This window comes from Pseudomonas mandelii (assembly GCF_002251635.1).
GTDB classification, from domain to species: Bacteria; Pseudomonadota; Gammaproteobacteria; order Pseudomonadales; family Pseudomonadaceae; genus Aquipseudomonas; species Aquipseudomonas mandelii_B.
Genome location: NZ_NMOJ01000035.1, coordinates 1 through 3843, shown reverse-complemented (window position 1 = coordinate 3843; position 3843 = coordinate 1). Strand labels below are relative to the sequence as shown.

The window sequence follows — 3843 nt, the reverse complement described above, 5'->3', positions numbered from 1 at the left end:
CTTGCGCTAAATCAGATGCGCTTGGCTTGCGCCACCGCGTTGCCGATGTAGTTGGCCGGGGTGAGCAATTTCAGCTCGGCCTTGGCGGCGGCAGGCATATCCAGGCCGTCGATGAAAGTTTGCAGCGCGTCGGAGGTGATGCCCTTGCCGCGCGTCAATTCTTTCAGCTTTTCGTAAGGGTTTTCGATGTTGTAGCGGCGCATCACGGTCTGGATCGGTTCGGCCAATACTTCCCAGCACGCATCCAGGTCGGCGGCGATTTTCTGCGCGTTGAGTTCCAGTTTGCTGATGCCTTTGAGGCTGGCTTCGTACGCGATCACGCTGTGGGCGAAGCCTACGCCGAGGTTGCGCAGTACGGTGGAGTCGGTCAGGTCGCGCTGCCAGCGGGANATCGGCAGCTTGCTCGCCAAATGCTGGAACAGCGCGTTGGCGATACCGAGGTTGCCTTCGGAGTTTTCGAAGTCGATCGGGTTGACCTTGTGCGGCATGGTCGAGGAACCGATTTCACCGGCAATGGTGCGCTGCTTGAAATAGCCCAGGGAAATGTAGCCCCAGATATCGCGATCGAAGTCGATCAGGATGGTGTTGAAGCGCGCAATGGCGTCGAACAGCTCGGCGATGTAGTCGTGCGGTTCGATCTGAGTGGTGTACGGGTTGAAACCCAGGCCCAGTTCGTCTTCGATGAAGGCGCGGGCGTTTTCTTCCCAGTCGATTTCGGGGTAGGCCGACAGGTGCGCGTTGTAGTTACCTACGGCACCGTTGATCTTGCCCAGCAGCGGCACGGCGGCGACTTGGGCGATCTGGCGCTCCAGGCGGTACACCACGTTCGCCAGCTCTTTACCCAGGGTGGTCGGCGACGCCGGCTGACCGTGGGTGCGCGACAGCATTGGCACGTCGGCGAAACGGATGGCCAGTTCGCGGATAGCGTTGGCGGTCTGGCGCATCAGCGGCAGCATTACGTCATCACGGCCTTCGCGCAGCATCAGGGCGTGGGACAGGTTGTTGATGTCCTCGCTGGTGCAGGCAAAGTGGATGAACTCGCTGACCTGGGCCAGTTCCGGCAGCTTGGCCGCTTGCTCTTTGAGCAGGTACTCAATGGCTTTGACGTCGTGGTTGGTGGTGCGCTCGATCTCTTTCACACGCTCGGCGTGCTCCAGGGAGAAGTTTTCCGCCAGGGTGTTCAGTACAGCGTTGGCTTCGGCGGAAAACGCCGGCACTTCGCTGATGGCGGGGTGAGCGGCCAGGCGCTGGAGCCAGCGCACTTCAACCAGGACACGAGCACGGATCAAACCGTATTCGCTGAAAATAGGGCGCAGGGCCTGGGTTTTGCCGGCGTAGCGGCCGTCAACAGGGGAAACCGCAGTGAGCGAAGAGAGCTGCATGGGGTGTTCTCGGACAGTCGGGCAACGAAATGGGGCGCGTATCATACATGAAAAAATCCGCCGGTCCGTTGCCAACTGACCGGCGTATTACGCGTTACAGATCTAAAGCAGTGTTGCGGGCGCGGTTCAGCTGCTGCGCATCAGCGGGTAAAGCTCTTTGAGTAACTTGCGACGACTGATCACCAGTTGCCAACGATGGCCGCCCAATTGCCGCCACAACCGTGCCGAGCGAATACCGGCCAGGAGCAGGGCGCGGATTTTCGACGCGTTATTGGGTTGCTGCAGGTTGCGCATGTCACCGTGGACCTGGATTCGCTGGCGCAAGGTGCTCAAGGTGTCCTGGTACAGCGCGCCGCAGGCGGCGATCACGTTTTCGTGGGCCGGGCCGAAGTGTTCCACCTGGGACTGAATCTGCGGCAGGCGTTTGCCGATGGTTTCGAGCATGTCNTCGCGCTTGGCCAACTGACGCTCCAGGCCGAGCATGGCCAGGGCGTAACGCAGCGGTTCGCGCTGCAGGGTGCTCGGGTCGCGTTCCAGGGCGCCGATCAGCGCGCGATAACCTTCGCGCAGCGCCAAATCGTCACCGCCATAGACTTCCAGGGTGTCCTTGGGGTCGCGGATCAGCAAGCTGCCGAGCATGCAGGTCAGGCCGGCTTCGGTGACCTGGCCGGTCTTGGCGATCTTGTCGACGAGGACGGCGGCGAGAAACACGCCGCCCAGCGCCGTCAGTTGCTCCTGAGTGGGGTTCATGCCTTGCTGCTCCANGGCTCGGCGACTTCAATCACGCCACCGCCCAGGCAAATTTCGCCGTCATAGAACACCACGGACTGGCCAGGAGTGACCGCGCGTTGCGGGTCATCAAAGGTGGCGCGATAGCCGGTGGCGGTTTTTTCCAGGGTGCAGGGCTGATCACTCTGGCGATAGCGCACTTTGGCGGTCAGGCGGCGCGGAGTGCTCAAGTCGACAGGGTTGACCCAGTAGATCTCCGAAGCGAGCAGGGCGCCGGAGAACAGCAGTGGGTGTTCATTGCCCTGGCCGACGATCAGTACGTTGTGCTCCAGATCCTTGATCAGCACGTACCACGGCTCTTCGCCGGCGTCTTTCAAACCGCCGATACCCAGGCCCTGGCGCTGGCCGATGGTGTGGTACATCAGGCCATGGTGAAGGCCGATGACTTCACCTTCGGTGGTTTTGATCTCGCCCGGTTGCGCCGGCAGGTACTGCTTGAGAAAGTCGCTGAAACGGCGCTCACCGATAAAGCAGATCCCGGTGGAATCCTTTTTCTTGGCGGTGGCCAGGCCGTGTTTCTCGGCAATCTTGCGCACCTCGGGCTTTTCCAGCTCGCCTACCGGGAACAGGGTCTTGGCGATCTGTTCGCCGCCGACGGCATGCAGGAAGTAGCTCTGGTCCTTGTTCGGGTCCAGGCCTTTAAGCAGTTCGGTGTGACCCTCGATGTCGCGACGGCGCACATAGTGGCCAGTGGCGATCAGGTCGGCGCCGAGGATCATGGCGTAGTCGAGGAACGCCTTGAACTTGATTTCGCGGTTACACAGGATGTCCGGGTTCGGCGTGCGGCCTGCCTTGTATTCGGCCAGGAAGTGCTCGAACACGTTGTCCCAGTACTCCGCGGCGAAGTTGGCGGTGTGCAGCTTGATGCCGATCTTGTCGCACACGGCCTGGGCGTCCGCCAGGTCGTCCATGGCGGTGCAGTATTCCGTTCCATCGTCTTCTTCCCAGTTCTTCATGAACAGGCCTTCCACCTCATAACCCTGCTCCATGAGCAGAACGGCGGAAACGGAAGAATCCACGCCGCCGGACATGCCGACGATGACGCGCTTCTTTTGTGTGTCAGAAGGGGCTGGATCACGCATAGGGTTTCAACGGGTGTCTTGAAAAAGGACGCGATTCTATCAGGCCCAAGCCCTCAAGGCTAAAGAGAAGGGCGGATCAATTCGAGACTGTGGCGCTGGCCGGCCAAATAATCATCGATACAGCGGATGATCAGTTCGCTGCGCCAGTTTTCGCGCTGTGCCATGAGTTCGTCACGCGTCAGCCATTTTGCGCCGACGATGCCGTCGTCCAGTTGATAGTCGGGATGGTGTTTGAGGGNCTTGGCGGTGAAGCACACGCGCTGGTAGGTCACGCCGTTGCTGGGGGCGGTGTACAGGTAAATCCCGACAATGCCGGTGGCTTCGACGTCCCAGCCGGTTTCTTCGAGGGTCTCGCGCACGGCGGCTTCGGTCAGGGTTTCGTTCGGGTCCAGGTGGCCGGCGGGCTGGTTGAGCACGGCGCGGCCGCCCTTGAGTTCTTCGACCATCAGGAAGCGGCCGTTGTCTTCGACGAGGGTGGCGACGGTGATGTGGGGTTTCCAGTCCATGAAGCGTCCTCAAATGTTGAATAGTGAAATACAGGACCTGTGGGGGCTGGCTTGCCTGCGATAGCGGTGGGTCAGTCGACATCA

At 60.7% G+C, this 3843-nt stretch carries 4 protein-coding genes; all 4 read right to left on the bottom strand.

Annotated features, from left to right (window positions below):
* Positions 1–11: 11 nt before the first annotated feature.
* The 4 genes from purB to B7L09_RS05535 all read right to left on the bottom strand — a co-directional run bounded on the left by purB (position 12) and on the right by B7L09_RS05535 (position 3759).
* Positions 12–1382 (bottom strand): adenylosuccinate lyase, encoded by a 1371-nt coding sequence (gene purB / locus B7L09_RS05550; RefSeq protein ID WP_094468049.1) that lies wholly within the window; start codon positions 1380–1382, stop codon positions 12–14.
* A gap of 126 nt (positions 1383–1508) precedes the next feature.
* The gene (gene hflD / locus B7L09_RS05545) at positions 1509–2132 is read right to left on the bottom strand and encodes a high frequency lysogenization protein HflD (protein WP_094468048.1); all 624 of its coding nucleotides are present in this window, start codon (positions 2130–2132) and stop codon (positions 1509–1511) included.
* The gene (gene mnmA / locus B7L09_RS05540) at positions 2129–3253 is read right to left on the bottom strand and encodes a tRNA 2-thiouridine(34) synthase MnmA (RefSeq protein ID WP_094468047.1); all 1125 of its coding nucleotides are present in this window, start codon (positions 3251–3253) and stop codon (positions 2129–2131) included. The genes hflD and mnmA overlap by 4 nt, the downstream gene beginning before the upstream one ends.
* A 59-nt stretch (positions 3254–3312) precedes the next feature.
* A complete protein-coding gene (locus B7L09_RS05535) occupies positions 3313–3759 on the bottom strand; it encodes an NUDIX hydrolase (RefSeq protein ID WP_094468046.1) in 447 nt (148 codons plus the stop codon).
* Positions 3760–3843 lie beyond the last annotated feature (84 nt).